Source organism: Pseudarthrobacter sp. 902506025, from assembly GCF_040702325.1.
Lineage (GTDB): Bacteria > Actinomycetota > Actinomycetes > Actinomycetales > Micrococcaceae > Arthrobacter.
Map to the genome: position 1 here is coordinate 88133 of NZ_JBFBKW010000005.1, position 16745 is coordinate 104877.

At 66.8% G+C, this 16745-nt stretch carries 19 protein-coding genes and 1 riboswitch; of the genes, 11 read left to right on the forward strand and 8 right to left on the reverse strand.

Annotated features, from left to right (window positions below; genetic code table 11):
- Window position 1: 1 nt before the first annotated feature.
- From AB0280_RS11615 to AB0280_RS11625, 3 genes are all read right to left on the reverse strand, one after another.
- Window positions 2-1489, reverse strand: coding sequence for an oligosaccharide flippase family protein (locus tag AB0280_RS11615; protein ID WP_366367298.1), 1488 nt, complete (start codon window positions 1487-1489; stop codon window positions 2-4).
- Window positions 1486-2679: a glycosyltransferase gene (locus AB0280_RS11620; protein WP_366367299.1), complete on the reverse strand. Its 1194-nt coding sequence runs from the start codon at window positions 2677-2679 to the stop codon at window positions 1486-1488. The genes AB0280_RS11615 and AB0280_RS11620 overlap by 4 nt, the downstream gene beginning before the upstream one ends.
- 121 nt (window positions 2680-2800) lie before the next feature.
- Window positions 2801-3904, reverse strand: a complete 1104-nt coding sequence (locus tag AB0280_RS11625; RefSeq protein ID WP_366367300.1) for a glycoside hydrolase family 16 protein — start codon at window positions 3902-3904, stop codon at window positions 2801-2803.
- 3 nt (window positions 3905-3907) lie between these two features.
- Window positions 3908-4059, reverse strand: a riboswitch (cyclic di-AMP (ydaO/yuaA leader).
- Between the two features lie 387 nt (window positions 4060-4446).
- Here AB0280_RS11625 and rpsF point away from each other — a divergent pair.
- The 6 genes from rpsF to AB0280_RS11655 all read left to right on the forward strand — a co-directional run bounded on the left by rpsF (window position 4447) and on the right by AB0280_RS11655 (window position 7897).
- Window positions 4447-4752, forward strand: coding sequence for a 30S ribosomal protein S6 (gene rpsF, locus AB0280_RS11630; RefSeq protein ID WP_015939036.1), 306 nt, complete (start codon window positions 4447-4449; stop codon window positions 4750-4752).
- A gap of 72 nt (window positions 4753-4824) precedes the next feature.
- The gene (locus AB0280_RS11635; RefSeq protein ID WP_141158852.1) at window positions 4825-5400 is read left to right on the forward strand and encodes a single-stranded DNA-binding protein; all 576 of its coding nucleotides are present in this window, start codon (window positions 4825-4827) and stop codon (window positions 5398-5400) included.
- 125 nt (window positions 5401-5525) lie between these two features.
- Window positions 5526-5765, forward strand: coding sequence for a 30S ribosomal protein S18 (gene rpsR, locus AB0280_RS11640; RefSeq protein WP_003800144.1), 240 nt, complete (start codon window positions 5526-5528; stop codon window positions 5763-5765).
- 17 nt (window positions 5766-5782) lie between these two features.
- Window positions 5783-6235: a 50S ribosomal protein L9 gene (gene rplI, locus AB0280_RS11645; protein ID WP_018769834.1), complete on the forward strand. Its 453-nt coding sequence runs from the start codon at window positions 5783-5785 to the stop codon at window positions 6233-6235.
- Between the two features lie 81 nt (window positions 6236-6316).
- On the forward strand, window positions 6317-7165 hold the full coding sequence (locus tag AB0280_RS11650; protein ID WP_307490797.1) for a PhzF family phenazine biosynthesis protein: 849 nt from the start codon (window positions 6317-6319) through the stop codon (window positions 7163-7165).
- Window positions 7166-7270: 105 nt separating this feature from the next.
- Window positions 7271-7897 carry an FMN reductase gene (locus AB0280_RS11655; protein ID WP_159634976.1) on the forward strand — a complete coding sequence of 209 codons (627 nt, stop codon included), beginning with the start codon at window positions 7271-7273 and terminating at the stop codon, window positions 7895-7897.
- Here AB0280_RS11655 and AB0280_RS11660 read toward each other — a convergent pair.
- Both AB0280_RS11660 and AB0280_RS11665 read right to left on the reverse strand, forming a co-directional pair.
- Entirely contained in the window at window positions 7894-8460 is a 567-nt protein-coding gene (locus AB0280_RS11660; protein WP_307491047.1) for a hypothetical protein, read from the reverse strand. The two genes, AB0280_RS11655 and AB0280_RS11660, sit on opposite strands and share 4 nt — an antisense overlap.
- Before the next feature lie 2 nt (window positions 8461-8462).
- The gene (locus AB0280_RS11665) at window positions 8463-8780 is read right to left on the reverse strand and encodes a hypothetical protein (RefSeq protein WP_307490799.1); all 318 of its coding nucleotides are present in this window, start codon (window positions 8778-8780) and stop codon (window positions 8463-8465) included.
- Between the two features lie 642 nt (window positions 8781-9422).
- Here AB0280_RS11665 and dnaB point away from each other — a divergent pair.
- Window positions 9423-10808 carry a replicative DNA helicase gene (dnaB, locus tag AB0280_RS11670; protein WP_159629496.1) on the forward strand — a complete coding sequence of 462 codons (1386 nt, stop codon included), beginning with the start codon at window positions 9423-9425 and terminating at the stop codon, window positions 10806-10808.
- On the opposite strand, the gene AB0280_RS11675 is transcribed toward dnaB, so the two are convergent.
- Window positions 10805-11821, reverse strand: a complete 1017-nt coding sequence (locus AB0280_RS11675) for an acyl-CoA thioesterase (RefSeq protein WP_307490802.1) — start codon at window positions 11819-11821, stop codon at window positions 10805-10807. The two genes, dnaB and AB0280_RS11675, sit on opposite strands and share 4 nt — an antisense overlap.
- A 132-nt stretch (window positions 11822-11953) precedes the next feature.
- Window positions 11954-12391: a DoxX family protein gene (locus AB0280_RS11680; RefSeq protein WP_224023859.1), complete on the reverse strand. Its 438-nt coding sequence runs from the start codon at window positions 12389-12391 to the stop codon at window positions 11954-11956.
- Between the two features lie 109 nt (window positions 12392-12500).
- On the opposite strand from AB0280_RS11680, the gene AB0280_RS11685 reads away from it, so the two are divergent.
- From AB0280_RS11685 to AB0280_RS11695, 3 genes are all read left to right on the forward strand, one after another.
- Window positions 12501-13853, forward strand: a complete 1353-nt coding sequence (locus AB0280_RS11685; RefSeq protein WP_307490804.1) for an MATE family efflux transporter — start codon at window positions 12501-12503, stop codon at window positions 13851-13853.
- 68 nt (window positions 13854-13921) lie between these two features.
- A complete protein-coding gene (locus AB0280_RS11690; RefSeq protein WP_307490807.1) occupies window positions 13922-14512 on the forward strand; it encodes a hypothetical protein in 591 nt (196 codons plus the stop codon).
- Between the two features lie 100 nt (window positions 14513-14612).
- On the forward strand, window positions 14613-14990 hold the full coding sequence (locus tag AB0280_RS11695; protein ID WP_224023856.1) for a hypothetical protein: 378 nt from the start codon (window positions 14613-14615) through the stop codon (window positions 14988-14990).
- Between the two features lie 42 nt (window positions 14991-15032).
- Here AB0280_RS11695 and AB0280_RS11700 read toward each other — a convergent pair whose 3' ends face one another.
- Window positions 15033-15578, reverse strand: a complete 546-nt coding sequence (locus tag AB0280_RS11700) for a CGNR zinc finger domain-containing protein (RefSeq protein ID WP_307490808.1) — start codon at window positions 15576-15578, stop codon at window positions 15033-15035.
- Window positions 15579-15649: 71 nt separating this feature from the next.
- On the opposite strand from AB0280_RS11700, the gene AB0280_RS11705 reads away from it, so the two are divergent.
- A complete protein-coding gene (locus AB0280_RS11705) occupies window positions 15650-16684 on the forward strand; it encodes an EamA family transporter (RefSeq protein WP_307490810.1) in 1035 nt (344 codons plus the stop codon).
- The last annotated feature ends 61 nt before the right edge of the window (window positions 16685-16745 follow it).

A 16745-nucleotide genomic window follows, 5' to 3' on the forward strand; every position in this document is an offset into this window, starting at 1 on the left:
GCTAGGAGGTCCGGCTGTCCGCCGCTCCCGGGTTTTCGTGGGTGCGCCGGAAAAGGCCCAGGATCTCGTCGTGCAGGTCCCGGTAGCCGAACCGCAGCACCGCGTACACCGCGCCCACTCCGGCCACCACCATGACAGCCAGTGTGGGGACCGGTCCCAGGGCATGCCGTGCCAGGTTGACCAGGCCCACCAGGCCAACCGCGGCGCCGCACACCAGGCCCGGAGCGGCGGCCCGCATCATCCGGCGCATCCTTGTCCCCATGACCTTGGCGGCTACTGCCTGCATGCCGAACGCGAAGACCACGGCCACCACCATCTGGGCGCAGGCGACCCCCACGATGCCCCACTGGGTGGCAAAGACCAGGGCCGGGAGGAGGACCACCAGGCGGACCACGGAGATCCAGATGGAAAGACCGGGCCGGCCCATCGCCTTGTAGACGTCATTGGCCCCGGCGCCCAGGGAGCGGGCGGCCGCGTACAGGGCCAGGAATACCAGCGGCGTGACCGACTCCTCCCATTGCTGCCCGAAAAGGACCGGGACCAGGACGGGCGCCACCACGGCCAGGCCCACACCTGCCGTGATGCCGTAGAGCGCCTGCACGGTGACACTCTTCAGGTAGCCGTCCCGCAGCCGCTGCCGGTCGCCCCGGACCTGCGTGTACAGGGGGAACAGGACGGTGGACAGCACAAAGAACACGTTCAGGATCAGGGCCTCCGGCAGCCGGAAGGCGAGGGTGTAGAGACCCAGGGCGTGTGCGCCCAGCACAATGCCGATGACCAGGTAGTCGACGTCGAAGATCGCCCGGGCAAGCATGGTGCTGCCGGCGACGGGGGCACCGAAGCGGACATTTTCCCCGATGGCGCTTTTGCTCACGCGCCAGATTTGCCAGGGCGCCTCGCGGCGGACCAGGAACCAGCAGGTGGCGGCATAGGCCACCGACCCGGCAGCCGTTCCGACGGCGAGTGACCAGGCGCCGTGGCCGGTGAAGGCCAGGTAGAGGGTCACCGTTCCCATGGTTGCGGCGCGCAGTACAGGAGCCGCCGTGAGCTGCCTGAACTTCAGGTCCCGGCGCATGATGGCTTCCGGGACGGCACCGCAGGCCGTGGCAAGCACCGAAACGCCAAGGACCTGCACCAGCGGGGCCACGCCGTCCAGCCCAAGGAGGTCCTCCACCGCGTCAGCAGCGAGCAGGGCCGCCACGGCCAGCAATGCGCCCAGGGCAACGGAAAGCAGCAGCGCCGACCTGGCGATGACCGGTGTCTTGGGCAGGTAGACCAACGCCTGACCCACCCCGGCATCGGCGATGGTCTCGGCGTACGCCATCAGCACCAGCGCCAAGGCGACGAGGCCGTATTCCTCAGGTGAGAGCAGCCGTGCCAGGACCACCGTGGTCACCAGCACGATCACCCTGCCCGAGGCGAAGGCCAGCCCCTGCCACAGGGCTCCCCGGACTCCCTTCCGCTCCAGTTCCCCCGGCGCGTACGTCATGGTTGCCTGTTCGTCCGGGTAAGCTCCCCCGCCGGGGATGAACCGGCCATGGCCGCACGGACTTCCGCCAGGTATTCGCCTGCCACGGTGTCCCAAGTGCGGACTGCGCCTGCGGCGGCCGTTCCGGCAGCGCAGTGGGAAGGCCCGGGCGGTTGCTTGGGGGCGGTGAGGTGCTCCACCACCTCGCGGACAAGGGCGTCCTGGCTGTCCCGAACCGCCAGCAGCGGATGTGCGGGAAGTTCCCTCGCGGCCACAGGCGTGGCCACCACGGGCAGCCCCGCGGCGAGGGCCTCCAGGACGGAGTTCCGGATACCCACGCCGTGTTCGTCCGGGAAAACCGCCACATCCGCGCCCTGGAACACGTCCAGGATGGAAGGCACGTTGGCCAGGATGTCCACCCGGGGTCCGGCCAGCGCCTGAACCGCCGGTGTGGGGCGCCGCCCTGCGATGACGAAGCGGGCGTCCGGGACCTCCCGCCACACCAGCGGCGCGATCCTGTTGACCAGTACCGTGGCGCTGTCCACGTTCGGCGCGTAGTTCAGGCTGCCTGCGAAGCACACCACCGGGGCTTTCCGCTCCCGGCGGGGACCGGTGGCCACCGCCGTGCCGTTGGGGATGCTCGTGACTGGCCTGCCGAGCGTGGCGGACCAGGCCGCTGCGTCCTGGGCTCCGACGGTCAGGAGCCTGGCCCGGGGCGGCAGCTGACGTTCAGCGCGGGCGGCCAATTGTTCGCGCAGCCGGTAGGCGGGCCGGAAGGTACGGGCGATGGCGGTGTCCATGCCGGCCCGGATGGACCAGGGGTCCACTGTCTGCAGCACCAGGGGACCGGTGACGCAGTGGGACAGGAAGAGGGCATGGGGGCCATGGATCAGGGTGGCGTCCCGGATTGCGGACAACCGGGCCGCGGCGGCGCGGGCGGACGGGGTGGACCGCCGGTGTTTTCCCAGTCCGGTGAGGCCGCCCACGGAGCGGGCAAAGGCCGAAAGTTCTTCGCGCCGGGCCAGTTCGTACACGGTATCGCAGCGGTTCCTGATCTCTGCCGGAACCGGAACAGGACCCGAGAAAGTCAGCAGCGTGACGGCAACGCCAGGGGGGAGGTGCAGGATCACTTCGTACGGGATCATCGAGCTTCCATCCCCCAGTTCCGGATCCCGGTTGGGCACGCTTTCCGTCACGTACAGGAGCTTCATTGCAAGAGTGTACTGGATCACATCGTCCCCGGAGGGTTGCTTTAGGCAACCTTGAGGGAAGCCGAAAAAGGGCGACGGCGGGAGGTCCCGCCGTCGCCCTTTCACCTGGGTGCGTGGCCTGCTACTGCCAGGCGCGCACGTAGTCCACCATCATCTGGGACGGCGCGCCGTAGGCCGGGTTCGTGGAGGAGGCGCCGACATTCAGCACGATGTACTGCGGGGCATTGCCGTCGTCGGTGGGGTAGGACTTGACCTTGACGCCGTCGAAGTACACGTCCGAGGAGTTTGCCATCCGGTGCAGGCCAAAGGTGTGGTACTCGTTGGCCCAGTTGCCGCCCACGCCGCCCTGGTTGTGGGAGCCGGAACCGGAGTGGTAGTTCACGGTCATCTTGGCCTGCAGGACCTCGGCGATGTCATTCTCGCCGGTGGCCGGCCACGACTGTCCGGTGGTCCAGAAGGCAGGCCAGTTGTAGAGGCCGTTGGCGTTGCCCGGGAACTTGATCCTGGCCTCGACGTAGCCGGTGGTGAACTGGAAGCCGGTCCCCGCCCCGCCCTTCGGGTTGGTGGATACCAGTCCGCCGGAGGTGGATGAGCTGAGCCCCAGGGCCAGGTTCCCGTTGGCCACGGAGACGTTCGCCGGGCTGGTGGAGACCTTGTTCATGGTTCCGCAACCGGGGGAGAACCAGCAGCCGGACCACTTCGCGGTGTCCAGTCCGGCCCCGTTGAACTCGTCGGCGAAGGTCATGGTCCAGTTCCCCGGGACCCCGGCGGGCGCAGGCGTCCCGGTGCTGGCCAGCTGTGCCGCCGCAGGCGCCACGGCGATGGGGGCCTCGGAGGGAGGGGCAGGGGCAGCGGGTGCCGGTACTGCTGCGGGGGCAGGTGCCGGTGCCTCTGCCGGGGAAGGAGGGGCGGCAGGAGCGGCATCAACTGCCGGGACCGGCGCTGGAGCGGGGACCCGAACGTCGGGAGTTTGGGTGGGTGCGGCGCTGCCGGCATCCTCTGCACTCGCCACCCGCGCCACGTCAGCGGTTCCGTCACCGTGGGTCAGGCCCAGGCCAAGGGAACCTGCTCCGAGGAGTGCTGCGGCAAGACCGGCGGCAAGGGGCCAGCGGCGGCGCGCCCGGGCCGGAGCACCGGACTTGGAGGCCGGGGATGTCCCGGCGGGATCTGTCTCATTTTGATAACGGTGCGCTCGTGTGGCGCTGCCTTTGCGGGGTGCGGGCATGGGGATGCTACCTCTCGTCGCCTGCGGAGTTAGCTGTCGGGTTCGAATGAGGGCATTCGGCCGCGTGCTGCGGCTTCACCCCAAGGGCAGGCGCGTGGCCGTGCCCGGGACGCTTGGGTCCCCCGCCTCTGCCTGGAATCTGGTGAATCACGGACGCGGCAGAGTTGGGCGGCATCCGGGACTGGAGCCGGCTGGGGGCGGCCCCCGGACGACCGTACACGAAAAGGGTCCAAGAATCACAATTAGGTAACGGACCTCACTGAGTTGGCGTGGCGCTCCCCAGTCGGCAAAAGTGCATTGGTAATAGGCGCCACTGACGGCAGGGTTTTCCACATGGCTGAACCTACGGCTGCTGCCCACCTCCACCGGGGCTAGCCTAGGGTCAGGCGCGAATCGCCTATCGGGTCCAAATGCACTAAGATATTGAAGTCTGTGCTGCGTCCTGCCTCCGTTCCGGCGGCAAGGCATTGCACGGAATCGCAAATGAACCTCCTGTTACGGAAATGCCGTAACCGCTTAGCCCAAAGGAGGTGGGTTCACATATGCGTCCTTACGAATTGATGGTAATCATCGACCCCGAGGTCGAAGAGCGTACCGTTGAGCCGTCGCTTCAGAAGTTCCTGAACGTCATCACCAACGATGGTGGAACCATCGAAAAGGTTGACATCTGGGGCCGTCGCCGTCTGGCTTACGACATCAAGAAGAAGTCCGAAGGGATCTACGCCGTGGTGAACTTCACTGCCAAGCCGGAGACCGCCAAGGAACTTGACCGCCAGCTGTCTCTTAACGAGACCATCATGCGCACCAAGATCACCCGCCCCGAAGAGCAGAAGGTTGTTGCTGAGTAATTCAGCACCGTCTTCATTCTTTACCCCGCAGGAAACGCACTCTTCACCCAGGATCGAACAAGGAGGCAGTAGATGGCAGGCGAGACCACCATTACGGTCATCGGTAACCTCACCAATGACCCGGAATTGCGGTTCACACCGTCAGGTTCGGCAGTAGCGAACTTCACCATCGCTTCCACCCCCCGCACCTTTGATCGCCAGTCCAACGAGTGGAAGGACGGGGAAACCCTGTTCCTCCGCGCTGCCGTATGGCGTGAAGCAGCCGAGAACGTCGCCGAATCCCTGACCAAGGGCATGCGCGTCATCGTGACCGGCCGCCTGAAGAGCCGTTCCTACGAAACAAAAGAAGGCGAAAAGCGCACCGTTATCGAGCTTGAGGTCGACGAAATCGGCCCCAGCCTGCGCTACGCCAATGCCAAGGTCAACCGCACCCAGCGCTCCGGCGGACAGGGTGGCGGCGGCTTCGGCGGCGGCAACAGCGGCGGTGGCTTCGGAGGAGGCAACTCTGGTGGAAACCAGGGCGGCAACTCCGGTGGAGGCTGGGGCGGCGGCAACCAGCAGGCTGCACAGGACGATCCCTGGGCTACGCCCGGTGTCTCCAACGCAGGCGGCTGGGGCAACGGCCCCGATTCCGAACCTCCCTTCTAAAACCCAAATAACGGCCCGGCGCCGGGACTGCCCGGGTGCGAAACGCACCCAAGGCACTGCCGCCGTCGGACCACCACCATCCCGTGGATCAATATCCACGGGCTCCCTAGAATAGGAGCTCCACGATGGCTAAGGCTGAACTCCGTAAGCCCAAACCAAAGTCCAACCCCTTGAAGGCCGCTGACATCACTGTCATCGACTACAAGGACGTAGCATTGCTGCGCAAGTTCATCTCCGACCGCGGAAAGATCCGTGCCCGTCGCGTCACTGGCGTCACGGTGCAGGAACAGCGCAAGATCGCCCAGGCAATCAAGAACGCCCGCGAAGTTGCTCTGCTGCCTTACTCCGGCGCTGGCCGCGGCTAAGGAAGGGATTAACTAACATGGCAAAGCTCATTCTGACCCACGAAGTCACCGGTCTCGGTGCTGCCGGCGATGTTGTCGAGGTCAAGGACGGTTACGCACGTAACTACCTGCTGCCCCGTAACTTCGCCCTGACCTGGTCGAAGGGTGGCGAGAAGCAGGTTGAGTCCATCAAGGCTGCCCGCGCCGCCCGCGAGCACGCTTCCCTGGAAGATGCTCAGAAGCAGGCCGCTGCACTGTCCGCCAAGCCGGTCAAGCTGGTCGTCAAGGCCGGCGAGTCCGGCCGCCTGTTCGGCACCGTCAAGCAGGGCGACGTCGCCGACGCTGTTGAGGCCGCTGGCCTTGGCAAGATCGACAAGCGCAAGGTTGAACTGCCCGCACACATCAAGTCGGTCGGTTCCTACCAGGCCAACGTCCGCCTCCACGCTGACGTTGCCGCTGTGATCGAACTGGACGTGGTGGCAGGAAAGTAATTTCCCCACTCCACGTCACGACCCCCGTCGCCGGACTCCGGCGGCGGGGGTCTTTCGTTTGTGCGGTGGTAGCCTGCTCCGGTGAACCCGAACCCCCGCCCCCGCCCCTTCCACCAAGTGGATGTTTTCGCCGGCCTGGCCTACCGTGGAAATCCGCTCGCCGTCGTGCTTGATGCCCAAGGCCTGGACGCGGCAACCATGCAGCACTTCGCCAACTGGACCAACCTTTCGGAAACCACCTTCCTGTTGCCTCCCCGGGATCCCCGCGCCGATTACCGGGTCAGGATTTTCACCGGGAGCGAGGAGTTCCCGTTTGCGGGCCACCCGACGCTGGGCTCTGCCCATACCTGGCTGGAAAGCGGAGGGGTGCCGAAGTCCGACGGCTGCGTGGTGCAGGAATGCGCGGCGGGGCTTGTCCGGATCAAGCGCGACGGCGGGAGGCTGGCTTTCGCGGCGCCGCCCCTGACGCGATCCGGCCCCGTGGAGGAGCCCGTCCGCCGGCAGCTGGCAGCGGCGCTGCGCGTGGCCCCCGGCGACATCGTCGACGCGTGCTGGCTGGTGAACGGGCCGGAATGGATCGGTGTCCTGCTGGAGTCCGCCGGGCAGGTGCTGGCCCTGGAACCGGACCACGCAGCCATGGGCGACCTAAAGATCGGCGTCATAGGGCCGCACGCTCCCGGCGTCGGCGCCGACTTTGAGGTGCGCACGTTCCTGCCCGGTGACGCGATGGCGGAGGACCCCGTCACCGGCAGCTTCAATGCCGGTGCAGCCCAATGGCTGATGGGAACCGGCAGGGCGCCGGAGCAGTATGTGGCCTCGCAGGGGACCGTGCTGGGCCGGGCCGGGCGCATCCATGTGAGCGCTGAGGGCGGGGACATCTGGGTGGGCGGCGAATCGACCACGTGCATCCAGGGAACCGTCCTGCTCTGATCAGGGTCCCGCAGAACCTCCGGGAATACTCCGCCACCTGCGGCAGTTCAACGGTATAGATGCAAACGCATGTATGATGATTTGAACGAGCACCAGGAGAATGCCATGGAAACCCGCCGCATCACCGTCCTCTCCGCAGGACTTGGCGTACCCTCATCCAGCCGGCTGCTGGCCGACCAGCTTTCAGCGGCTGCTGCGAGGCAGCTTGAGGCAGGCGGCTACCAGGTGGCCGTGGACGTCGTCGAGCTCCGCGACCTTGCGGTGGACATCGCCAACAACTTCGTCACCGGCTACGCCGCCCCGAGGCTGGCGGACGTCATCGCGGGTGTGGAGGCATCGGACGGAATCATCGCCGTGACCCCGGTCTTCAGCGCCTCCTACAGTGGCCTCTTCAAGTCCTTCATCGACGTCCTGGATCCCAAGTCGCTGGATGGCAAGGCCGTCCTGCTGGGCGCCACCGGTGGAACGGACCGGCACCAGATGGTCCTGGACTACGCTCTTCGGCCCCTGTTCAGCTACCTTCGGACGCGCATTGCGGCCACCGGCGTCTTCGCTGGGCCCCAGGACTGGGGAACCGCCGAGGAAGGCGGGGCATCCCTCGCGGACCGGATCGAACGTGCTGCCGGGGAGTTCACCCGCCTGCTGGAGGGCCTTCAGCCGGGCCGGAAGTCCGCCCCGCTGGAATCCCTCCCGTTCGAGCAGTTGCTGGCCGGTATTTCCGGATCCCGCTAGTCGTCCAGCAGCGCGATGAATTCCCGTGCCTGCTTGAGTGAGATATCGGAGTGCCGCGTCAGCGCCGTGGCCGCCGCCTCGGTGTCGCCGCTCCGGGCCAGCGTGCGGATCCTTCCGTAGATCTCGTCATTGAGCATGTTGCTGCTGACTTCCCGGGTCACGTCGCCTTTGCTGGCGATCGCCCGGTAGCGGTACGGGAACCGCTGCGGCTCGTCGTCGTCCTCCTCGAGGACCGGTACGGGCTCCTTGCCCACGTAGGGCTGGGGGTGGGCCGCCAACGCGCCCACCGCATCGCGTGAGGCCCGCAGCCCTTCACCGGTGACCTCGTAGTAGAGCTTGATGGCGGCCATGGCCTGGCCCTGCGCGATCAGGGCGTAGATCCGCCGGTGCTGTTCCTCCGTCAGGCGCCCGGCAGCTGTCCGGGCCAGTTCCTGGGGTGTGGCGGCGGGCTGGGACGGGGCGGCGCCGCGGGCTGCTTTGCGCCTGCGGGCGGCGCTGTATGCCACCAGGACCCCCGCAATCACCGCGAGCAGGATGAGGACCGGGGCCACAAGGGATTCCATTTTCATGAGCCGTTCTTTGTACTTCCTGGCCGTTGCCAGGTGCGGTTGCTTTGCTGGCCACCCGCCCGGATATATTCCTGCTGCTGGTTGTGCTGCTGGGCGTTCTGGCTGGGGTGGGTAGCCGCCGCCAGGCGGGCCCTGGCAGCGGTGGCAGCCTGGACCTGGGCTGCGTAATGGCGTGCCGAGCGCTCGGCAAGCTCGCGCTGGTATTTGTCGGCTTCCGACGTTCCCGCATCACGCGGCCGCAGTGCGGTGGCAATGCCCCAGATGAGCGCCACTAAAGCTATCGCCGGCAACAGCACCAGCAGGAGATCGCCCATACGTAGAGCTTAATCCAGATTGGGTTTATCCACAGCAATATTCACGTGTGCGCATACAGGCCCTGGCGCGCGGCAGTCAAACTTCCGGCACGGAATATGAGGAGCACCACGGGCCTGCGGAGAGGGACGCTCCGGGGACCCTGCAGCCCTCCTGCCGCTGCACATCCCCTTCAGCGCCTGTGGATGAAATTCCTTGGAGGAAATATTTACTCCACAAGCAAGCCCTCCTGTTTCCGCAGGTCAGACGCTGAAAGTGGGCCAAAAAAATTTTGTATCCACAGAGTTCCCCACAGGCTGTGCACAAGCTATGCCGCATACTGCACAGGTTATCCACAGGGCCTGCGGCATGCTGGCTTTGCGGGTGGCGCCGTGGCGGCTAGCGTAGCGGGGTACCTGTTCTCCACAGTCGAAACAGGGTCCCTGGGTCGGTTTTCGGGGCCCTTCGCGCCGCCTCCCACGTCTTTCTGTGGAAAAGCTGTGGATATTGGGGATAACTCCGGCCCGGAGCTGGTTTCCGGACCCCGGAGCTTGATTGTCAGGGCCTGCGGGTAGACCTGGATGGGTGGCGGATCCGGTTGTCGGAGGCCGTGAACAGGATGGACCACCGGGCCGCACGCCCGGTACAAATGGAGGACGGCAGCTTTGTCAATCGCGCATCTGGACCCTGTTGAGGCAACCCGTGGATCGGACGCGAGCCGGAAGCCGCCGCAGGACATCGCCGCCGAACAGTCGGTTCTTGGCGGCATGATGCTGTCCAAGGACGCCATCGCGGATGTTGTTGAAATCCTCCGCGGCCAGGACTTCTACCGCCCGGCGCACGAGACCATCTACGAGGCCATCATCGACCTCTATGGCCGCGGGGAGCCCGCGGACGCGGTTACGGTATCCGATGAACTGACCAAGCGTGCCGAGATCAACAGGATCGGCGGCCCTGCCTACCTGCACGAGCTCATCCAGACCGTGCCTACTGCAGCCAACGCCGGCTACTACGCCGAGATCGTCGCTGAACGTGCGGTGCTTCGCCGCCTGGTGAACGCCGGCACCAAGATCGTCCAGTTGGGCTACGGCTCCGACGGCGAGGTGGAGGACCTGGTCAACCAGGCCCAGGCGGAGGTTTACGCCGTGGCTGAACGCCGCACCGCCGAGGACTACGTGGTGCTGAAGGACGTCATGGAGTCCACGGTGGACGAAATTGAGGCGTCCGGCCACCGCGGGGAGGGCATGACCGGTGTCCCCACCGGGTTCTACGAACTCGACGAGCTGACCCACGGACTCCACCCCGGACAGATGATCGTCATCGCCGCACGCCCCGCCGTTGGTAAGTCAACGTTCGCCCTGGACTTCGCCCGGTCCGCGGCCATCAAGAACAACCTCTCCACGGTCATGTTCTCCCTGGAAATGGGCCGGAACGAGATCGCGATGCGGCTTTTGTCCGCCGAAGCCACCATTGGGCTCCAGGACCTCCGCAAGGGAACCATCAAGGACGAGCAGTGGTCCAAGATTGCCACCACCATGGGCCGGATGAACGATGCCCCGCTGTTCATCGATGACAGCCCCAACATGTCCCTGATGGAAATCCGGGCCAAGTGCCGCCGCCTGAAGCAGCAGCATGACCTCAAGCTGGTTATCCTCGACTACCTGCAGCTCATGAGCTCGGGTAAGAAGGTGGAGTCCCGCCAGCAGGAAGTTTCCGAGTTCTCGCGTGCGCTGAAGCTCCTCGCCAAGGAACTCCAGGTTCCCGTGATCGCCCTGTCCCAGCTGAACCGTGGATCGGAACAGCGCCAGGACAAGCGCCCCATGGTGTCGGACCTCCGTGAGTCCGGTTCCATCGAGCAGGATGCCGACATGGTCATCCTGCTCCACCGCGAAGACGTGTATGACAAGGAATCACCCCGCGCCGGCGAGGCGGACATCCTGGTGGCCAAGCACCGTAACGGCCCCACCAAGGACATTGTGGTGGCGTTCCAGGGCCACTACTCCCGCTTTGCCAACATGGCGGGCGACGCCGGCGGCGGTGGCGGCTTCTAGGGGCCTTCGCTCCCGGAGCGGGACGCGGCGCTGCCGGCAGGTCCCGCTGCGGCGAGAAGATGGTTCGGCAGGCGGTTCCCCGGAGCCGTACCCCGGATCTCGAGGAGTTCGCGGGCGTGTGCGTGGAGCCGCTTGTCTTCCTCGCTGACCGGCACCCATGCCGGGACGGGCACTGAGTTTCCTTCGTCGTCGCGCGCCACCATCACGGTGAGGCAATAGGTGGTGAGGTTCAACTCCCGGCCCTTCGGATCGCCGGAACGGACGTGGACCGCGATGTGCATGCCCTTGGTCCCCGTGTAGACCAGCCTCGCCTCCACCTCCACAACATGGCCAATCAGCAGGGGCCGGTAGAAGCGCACGCCGCCGGAGAAGACCGCCACGGTGTCCCGGCCGCAGTACCGGGACGCGCAGACGTACGCGGCTTCGTCGATCCACTTCATAACGATGCCGCCGTGCACCTTGCCGCCCCAGTTCACATCGGTAGGGGCGGCCATGAAGCGCAGCGTTACGCGTTCGGCCGTACCGGCATCCGTATATTCCTGCCGGTTCATGGCTTCCACAATCTGCTCGCGGACCTTGATCCGGGCCAGTGCGTGGTCGCGTTGCTCGATCTCGGCAGGGGTGGCGGGTTCGAACTGCTGCACCGGGATGGGCTTGCCGTCCGCCCCCACCGCCACGAAGATCACCATGCACTGGCTGCGCATTGTGGCCGGGCCGCCTTTCGGATCCCCGGAAGAGACCACCGTGTGGATGTGCATGGAGGACCGGCCCGTATAGACGATGGTCGCTTCCACCTCCACCATGTCCCCGCTGTTGACGGGATCGGCAAAGTGGATGTTTCCCACATAGGCAGTCACGCAGTAGGACTTGGCCCACCCCACCGCTGCGGCGTAGGCGGCCTTGTCCACCCACTCGAGCACCGTGCCGGCATCCACCGAGCCGCTGTGCCCCACGTCGGTGGGAGCGGCGAGGAAGCGGAGGGTTACGGAGTTGGGACGGCCGGACTCAGTCATGCTGCGATCCTACTGGCGGCCCCGGTTACCGGCCGGTTGGCGCTGCAACAAAGCCAAGGCGCAGCTTAAAAGTCCGACGGCGGCAGGGCACCCTGGGTGCCTTGCCGCCGTCGTTCGGTCATGCAGGAGCCGCTAGGCGAGGACCGCCAGGCGGGACTCCGGGCGGCGGCCGAACAGGGCGCGGTCCAGGGAGAGCCGGCCGGCTCCGGTGAGGGCCAGGGCGAAGGATGCCGCAGCCAGAAGCAGCACGAGTTCGTAGCCTCCGTTTGCCGCGAACACGCCGGCAGGCGCGTGCACCAGGAACAGGGCGCCCAGCATGTCCAGGACGAGGAGGGCGGCCACCACGCGGGTGAGGATCCCCAGGATCAGGGCAATACCGCCGGCAAGTTCCAGGACCGCAATGGCGGGCGCCATGACGTCGGCGGCCGGAACTCCCATCTTGGCGAAGGAAGCCTGGGTGCCGGCGATGGTCCATTCGTTGAACTTCTGCCAGCCGTGGGCTGCGAAGAGAAAACCAAGGATGATGCGGAGGGCGGCAAGGGCAGTAGTGGTCAGTGCTTGCTTGTTCATGCCCTCCACTGTTCCCGATATCTAGTTGAAGTGTCAACTAAGTTGCCCTGGTTGTGGGATTTGTCATGCCGGAGGCGGTCCGGCCGGCAGGCGCGGTTAAGCTGGCAGCGTGCCCCAACAACCTGCCCTTGCCGCCGCGGCCGGCACCCGCGCCCCCGCCCGCGAAATTCTCCGCCTCGCCGTCCCTGCCTTCGGGGCGCTGGTGGCTGAACCCCTTTTCCTGCTGGCGGACTCTGCCATCGTGGGGCATCTCGGCGTCGCCCAGCTCGCGGGGGTGGGGCTGGCATCGGCCGTGCTGCAGACCGCCGTCGGACTGATGGTCTTCCTGGCCTACTCCACGACACCCGCCGTGGCCCGCGCCATCGGCGAAGGGCAGCTGGGCAAGGCGCTGGCCGCGGGGCGCGACGGCGTGTGGCTGGCAGCCCTCCTCGGCGTACTGTTGGCGGTGGCCGGGTTCGCCGCGGCCGAACCGCTCATCGACCTGCTGGGCGCGGAGGGCAGTGCCCGCACGTTTGCCGTCGACTATTTCCGCTGGTCCATGCCGGGCCTGGTGGCGATGCTGCTGATCTTCGCCGGCACCGGCGTGCTGCGGGGGCTGCAGGACACCCGGACTCCGCTGGTGGTGGCAACGGCCGGATTTGGCGTGAACATTGTGTTGAACCTGTGGCTGGTCTATGGCCTGGGCTTGTCCGTGGCGGGCTCGGCGATCGGCACCAGCGTGGCCCAGTGGGCCATGGCCGCGGTCTATGTGGTGATGGTGCGCCGGAACGCCGTCCGCCACGGCGTAAGCCTGCTGCCCAGCTGGCGGGGAATCCGCAGCATGACCCGCGTCGGATCCTGGCTCATGCTGCGCACGCTCAGCCTGCGGGCAGCCATCCTGGCCACGGTGCTGGTGGTGACGGCCCAGGGTGAGGTCAACCTCGCCGCCCACCAACTTGCCATGACCATTTTTTCCTTCCTGGCGTTCGCCCTGGATGCCCTGGCCATCGCCGCGCAGGCGCTCATCGGGAAGGAGCTGGGTGCTTCGAATGCCGGCAGGGCCAGGCTTCTGACCGGCACCATGATCAGATGGGGCGCGGGGTTCGGCGTGGTGACCGGCCTGCTGCTGGCCGTGGTTGCCCCTTGGGCAGGAGCCCTGTTCACCCCGGATCCCCAGGTGCAGTCGGCGCTCATGGTCGCCCTCTGGGTCCTGGCTGCCGGGCAGCCCATCGCGGGTTACGTCTTCGTCCTGGACGGGGTGCTGATCGGCGCGGGCGACGCCCGGTACCTCGCCCTCGCCGGGCTGGTGAACATCGCCATCTACGTGCCGCTGCTGGCCTGGGTGGCATTCTCCGGTGCCACCGGCGCCGCAGGGCTGGGCTGGCTGTGGGCCGCTTTTGGCGTGGGATACATGGCCGCGCGGGCACTCACGCTGGGCGTGCGCGCCCGGTCCGACCGTTGGATGGTCCTGGGCTCCGCCTGAATCGAGTGCCGGCAAAGTGGGCGCAGTGCCCGGTTCGACCTTCCGGCAGCCCCCACTAAACTGGACCGGTGACGCAACCATCCACCCCTGCGGGCGCTGCCCCGGGAACTGCCCCCCGTAACGACCTTTGGAAGCCGGTCCTGCTGCGCTCGGCTGCTGCCCTGGCATTCGGTGCCGTGACGGTGTTTTGGACTTCGCCTTCCGTGGAGGTCATGGGCTGGGCCGGCGGCCTGTATCTCCTGGCCACGGGCGTGGTTTCCCTCCGCGCCATCCCTGCCGCGGGGATCGCCCCGAAGTCGCTCTCCGGCAAGCTGCTTTCCGGCGCCGGCGCCGTCCTGGCCGGCGCAGGCTTTGCGGTGCTCCTGTTGCACAGCGACCTGCTGTTCGGGGTGATTGCCGCCCTGGGCCTGGGGGTGGCCGGTGTCCTCGAGCTGGCCTGTGGCCTGCAGCGCCGGGGCCGCCACGTCCTGGCGCGCGACTGGATAGCGTCCGGGATCATCGGGATTGGAACAGCGGTGCTGCTGCCGTTCTTCATCAACCTCGGCGCCCACGCCCTGCTGGGCGTGGCCGGTGGAGGGGCGATTATTTCCGGCGTCCTGTGGGTGCTGTCCGGCCTGACCCTGCGGCACGATGCCCGGGGCGGCGCAGGAAAGCCGTAAACTAGGAGGAGCGCCCTTCTACTTTCTGTAGAAAATCGGGTGCGAAAATCGCAATTCGTACACCAGGCCGGCCGTGCGCCGCCTGCAGGGAGGAACCACCGTGGCTGACCAGCATCAAGGAAAACCGCGCAAGCTGCGGACCTCGGTGAAGGGGCCGCTGATGTTTTCGGCCTTCTGGGCCGTCGTCGCCTTCGTTGCAGTGTTGATCTTCGCCTCCGGGGGAAGCGCCCGGGCGCCCCGCTTCGACCTCGCCTTCACGGCGGCCGGCATCGCCTTCATCGTGACCCTGGTAATCGCGGCCATGCTCTCGATGAGCTACAAGGAGAACGCCGAACACCTGGGCAAGGGTTCGGGCGTGAACCTGAGCTCGGCGCCCAAGGCATCCCCCCATGGAGGATCCGGCCACGGCTTCGGTGCTCCGGGCAGCCAGAACCCGCCGGCATCCGGCGACGGCGCCGACGGCACACCCCAGCGCTAGGGCCACACCGGCGCACAACGGAACGCTGGCCGCGCCGGCCTGCTAGTTCGCGGCCGCCTGCCTGGCCCGGTAGGCCGCAACGTGGGCCCGGTTGGCGCAGTTTCCCGTGTCGCAATACCGCTTTGACCGGTTGCGGCTCAGATCCAGCACGGCGGCATCGCAGTCGTCGGATTCGCAGGTGCGCAGCCGCTCCCTCTCCTTGCCGCGGATCACGTCTGCCAGCGCCATGGCTGCCTCGGTACTCATCCGGTCCGCCAGGGGAGCCTCCGGTGCCGTTGCATGCAGATGCCAGTCCCAGCCGTCGTGCTTCATCAGCTGAGGCAGTGCGTTCGCGTCCCGCAGGAGCCGGTTGACGGTGTCAACGGCGGCATCCTCATCTGCTGTCCACACCGCCGCCAGTTCACGGCGCAGCTGCCGCACACTCTCCAGTTCCGCGGCATCCCGGGCCCGCCCTCCGGAAAACCCCTCAGCGGCCAGGAAGGCATCCAGGTCCGCAACCGAGGACAGTCCTTCCCTGCCATTCGCAGCGGTATTGATGAGGTTTACCACCGTCCGCAGCGCCACCTCAGTGTCAGGGGCGAAAACCATGTTGACTCCTTACAGCACCCGGGCGTAGTGTCATGGGCATTACCCCACTTTACTCCTGACAGGAGGCGACGTTGCCTGCCGCCAACAACCACACCACCACGGGGCTTCCCACCGGGCGGCCCGGCTTCCTGGCCTCCGGAATTGGGACCGCGCTCTTCTCTTCCGCAGTCTTTGGCCTGTCCGGATCGTTCGCCAAGTCACTGCTGGAAACCGGCTGGTCGCCGGGGGCGGCCGTCACCGCCCGCCTGACGGGTGCCGCCCTGATCCTCGCCCTGCCCGCCGCCTGGGCGCTTAGGGGCCGCTGGCACCAGCTGCGCGACAACTGGCTCACCATCATGCTGTTCGGGCTCATCGGGGTCGCGGCCTGCCAGCTGTTCTACTTCAACGCAGTGGCACGGTTGTCCGTGGGAGTGGCACTCCTGCTGGAGTACCTTGCCCCGGTGATCATCGTCCTGTGGCTGTGGGCGGCCAGCCGCCGGCGCCCCCGGCTGCTGACCTCCGGCGGAACACTGCTGTCCCTGGCCGGGCTGGTGCTGGTCCTTGACCTCACGGGAGCGGTGAAAGTGGACCTGGTGGGCGTCCTCTGGGGCATGGCGGCGGCAGTCTGCCTGGCCATCTACTTCTTCATCACGGCCAGGGAAAACGACACCCTGCCGCCCATCGTGCTCGCATCCGGCGGTCTCCTGACGGGCGCGGCGGTCATGTGGCTCGCTGCCGCCACCGGCCTGCTGCCCATGGCGTTCAGTACCGCGGACACCACGCTTGGTCCCTGGACCACTCCCTGGTGGGTATCCCTGGCCGGGCTGGTGGTGCTCGCCACCGTACTCGCATACACCTCGGGCATCATGGCCGCCCGGGCCCTCGGCTCCAAGGTGGCCTCCTTCGTGTCGCTCACCGAGGTCCTGTTCGCCGTGCTGTGGGCGTGGCTGCTGCTCGGGGAACTTCCCGGCGCCATCCAGCTCCTCGGCGGAGTCCTCATCGTCGGCGGCGTCATCCTGGTCCGGGTGGATGAGCTCCGGGCCCCCGCCCCCGCCGCCGCCGGAGAGCGCGCCGGGGTTCCGCCATCACCCCTGGAACACGCGAACGACGTCGAACCCGTCCCCTAGGCGGACCTGCACAGCCAGGCGCCGGCGTCGGACGCCAACAAAAGATGCAACAAAAAAGGGC

Bases quoted from the DNA above. Each gene is read 5' to 3' on its own strand.
- AB0280_RS11615 (WP_366367298.1), bottom strand. From the start codon at position 1,489: ATGACGTACGCGCCGGGGGAACTGGAGCGGAAGGGAGTCCGGGGAGCC.
- AB0280_RS11620 (WP_366367299.1), bottom strand. From the start codon at position 2,679: ATGAAGCTCCTGTACGTGACGGAAAGCGTGCCCAACCGGGATCCGGAA.
- AB0280_RS11625 (WP_366367300.1), bottom strand. From the start codon at position 3,904: ATGCCCGCACCCCGCAAAGGCAGCGCCACACGAGCGCACCGTTATCAA.
- rpsF (WP_015939036.1), top strand. From the start codon at position 4,447: ATGCGTCCTTACGAATTGATGGTAATCATCGACCCCGAGGTCGAAGAG.
- AB0280_RS11635 (WP_141158852.1), top strand. From the start codon at position 4,825: ATGGCAGGCGAGACCACCATTACGGTCATCGGTAACCTCACCAATGAC.
- rpsR (WP_003800144.1), top strand. From the start codon at position 5,526: ATGGCTAAGGCTGAACTCCGTAAGCCCAAACCAAAGTCCAACCCCTTG.
- rplI (WP_018769834.1), top strand. From the start codon at position 5,783: ATGGCAAAGCTCATTCTGACCCACGAAGTCACCGGTCTCGGTGCTGCC.
- AB0280_RS11655 (WP_159634976.1), top strand. From the start codon at position 7,271: ATGGAAACCCGCCGCATCACCGTCCTCTCCGCAGGACTTGGCGTACCC.
- AB0280_RS11660 (WP_307491047.1), bottom strand. From the start codon at position 8,460: ATGGAATCCCTTGTGGCCCCGGTCCTCATCCTGCTCGCGGTGATTGCG.
- AB0280_RS11665 (WP_307490799.1), bottom strand. From the start codon at position 8,780: ATGGGCGATCTCCTGCTGGTGCTGTTGCCGGCGATAGCTTTAGTGGCG.
- AB0280_RS11675 (WP_307490802.1), bottom strand. From the start codon at position 11,821: ATGACTGAGTCCGGCCGTCCCAACTCCGTAACCCTCCGCTTCCTCGCC.
- AB0280_RS11680 (WP_224023859.1), bottom strand. From the start codon at position 12,391: ATGAACAAGCAAGCACTGACCACTACTGCCCTTGCCGCCCTCCGCATC.
- AB0280_RS11700 (WP_307490808.1), bottom strand. From the start codon at position 15,578: ATGGTTTTCGCCCCTGACACTGAGGTGGCGCTGCGGACGGTGGTAAAC.